3 protein-coding genes are annotated in these 2,187 nt (G+C 26.9%); 1 reads left to right on the forward strand and 2 read right to left on the reverse strand.

From position 1 onward, the window contains the following. Positions 1 to 394, reverse strand: a 394-nt coding sequence (locus SOR77_RS07515; RefSeq protein ID WP_320636517.1) for a DNA starvation/stationary phase protection protein, incomplete at its 3' end; no start/stop codon positions are given. Between the two features lie 144 nt (positions 395 to 538). On the opposite strand from SOR77_RS07515, the gene SOR77_RS07520 reads away from it, so the two are divergent. Further along, positions 539 to 1,393 carry an AraC family transcriptional regulator gene (locus SOR77_RS07520; RefSeq protein WP_320636518.1) on the forward strand — a complete coding sequence of 285 codons (855 nt, stop codon included), beginning with the start codon at positions 539 to 541 and terminating at the stop codon, positions 1,391 to 1,393. 336 nt (positions 1,394 to 1,729) lie between these two features. Here SOR77_RS07520 and SOR77_RS07525 read toward each other — a convergent pair whose 3' ends face one another. After that, complete coding sequence (locus SOR77_RS07525; protein WP_320636519.1) at positions 1,730 to 2,023, reverse strand: hypothetical protein; 294 nt, start codon at positions 2,021 to 2,023, stop codon at positions 1,730 to 1,732. Between the last annotated feature and the right edge of the window lie 164 nt (positions 2,024 to 2,187).

Raw genomic sequence — 2,187 nt, forward strand, 5'->3', positions numbered from 1 at the left:
TATAACTTCCAATAAGTTCATCCATATTAGCAGAAACTAAATAATCACTTTTATCATCTGCATCAGCTTTAATCTCTTTAGCTTTATTCAATAGATGTTTGTAATCTTCCTTTAATACTTCAAATATCTTTTTAACATCATTTTGGAATTCTCCTTCCGATTCTTCTATTTCAGCATTTTCCAAAAATTGTTTCATGTTTGATACCGGTTTTCCATTTATCATCAGAATTAATTCTCCAATACTATCTATTTGAGGTAAAATTCTATTGTACATTTCTTCTAGTTGTCCATGAACTTGGAAAAAGTTAAGTCCTGAAACATACCAATGAAAGTTTTGTAACTTGTGATAAAATACGATCAGATCTGACAATAAAACATTTAATTTATTTTCCATAATTTTCTCCTTTATTTTATAAATCTTTTCCTTTTTTATATTGCTTCTTTATAATTGATATTATATGATACAAAAGGACTACTAAATAGTATTTTATAACTAAAAAATAATAATATATGATCATTTGTAAAGGATTTATAGAAAATGAAAATAACTGATATAGAAATACCTTTTTATATAGAAGAAAATACTTGCTCTACCAAAAATAAAAATGAAGAATTAGCCCACTGGCACAATTCCATAGAGATAATAAAAGTTATAGAAGGTAAATTCACCTGTCAAGTCAACGGTAAAAATCTTGAGGCTCAAGCTGGTGATGTATGCGTGATAAATCGCAGAAAAATTCACCGAATATTAAACGATAGCTCATTAAAAATTTGCAAAAAGAAAACTTTTATCTTCAACCCGGATATACTCTTTAAAGATGAAACTATGTACAAAAAATATATGCTCCCTATGCTCTCTGATAACGGCTTTTCTCACATGAGATTCAGATATAAAAGTTCACTATCTAAAGAAATACTAAATCTCATAAATGAAATTGAAGAGATTTACAATTCAAAACCACTTGGCTATGAAATGGAGATAACCTCAATTATGATTATGATACTGCGCAGACTATATATTGCCTATCAAACATCAAACGAAACTATAAAGGACCGAGAAAATCCAAATATACAAATACAACGTAAAATGTCTGGATTTATTTACGAAAATTTTGGTTCAAAAATCTCTCTTGATGATATTGCAAATTCCGGCTCAGTAAGTAAAAGTACTTGCATGAGAATTTTTAAAGAATACACCGGTAAGTCACCTATAGAATTTTTAAATAGTTATAGATTGGAACGTAGCGCTCAAATGCTTGAAGAGACTTCCGCTCTTATAACAGAAATATCACTAGAATGTGGATTTTCTCAACAAAGCTATTATAATAAACTATTTCTAAAAGAATACGGTTTAACCCCTAAAAATTATCGTAAACTCTTCCGTACTTTATAACTTTTTTAAATTTAATACCTACTAAAAAAGGCTGAGGCAAAATGGTCAAAAAGAAAAACAGCTACCTTGAAATGAGTAAGCCTTTTCTTGAATTTGAGCTATTTTAAAACAGCCTAATTTTTTTATACTAATCCCTTTATTAAACACATTTCTAACAAAAACATTATCTAATACTTATTTGATTTAATTTAAATAAATTACATAATTCATAGAAATACTGTGATGTGAGTTATAAAATTTTTTAAAATGTTAACCTTTTATAAATTTTCTTAAATAGTATATAGAAAATATGAAATTTAAACAATCTTTCTTCCTACAAAAATAAACCAAAGCATTTTATAAGCCATCTTCACGTTTTTCAGTCTTCTCTTCAACTATAAGGTCGTGATATATATTTCCTACTATGTTTTTATACCTATTGGCAATCTCTGCTCCTTTACATCCGCAACTTACGGTTCTTCCCGAGATAAGATTGCTATAGTATACATCAGTAGTATTTCCACAATCACAAATACATTTATATTTTTTGTACTTGCCTTTTTTATAAACAGATAGTACTTTTAGTTTTCCAAATTTTTTTCCTACAAGTTTTTCTTTTTTATTTATTTCTTTTGCTTTGTTTGATGTCATATCTACAAAAATTTTCTTTTTTCATACTAATATCCGTTAAACAATAGATACAATTGTGTGATTTAATGTAGTATAATAATATTATGAAAGATATACAAAAACAAATTCAAGAATTAGAAGTAGAACTCAAAAAAACTAATAACAAAAGAGAATATATAAGGATT

The sequence above is a fragment of the Peptoniphilus sp. genome (genome assembly GCF_034090345.1).
Lineage (GTDB): Bacteria > Bacillota > Clostridia > Tissierellales > Peptoniphilaceae > Peptoniphilus.

What these genes read in the sequence shown, in the direction of transcription:
- SOR77_RS07520 (WP_320636518.1), top strand. Translation starts at nt 539, where the DNA reads ATGAAAATAACTGATATAGAAATACCTTTTTATATAGAAGAAAATACT.
- SOR77_RS07525 (WP_320636519.1), bottom strand. Translation starts at nt 2,023, where the DNA reads ATGACATCAAACAAAGCAAAAGAAATAAATAAAAAAGAAAAACTTGTA.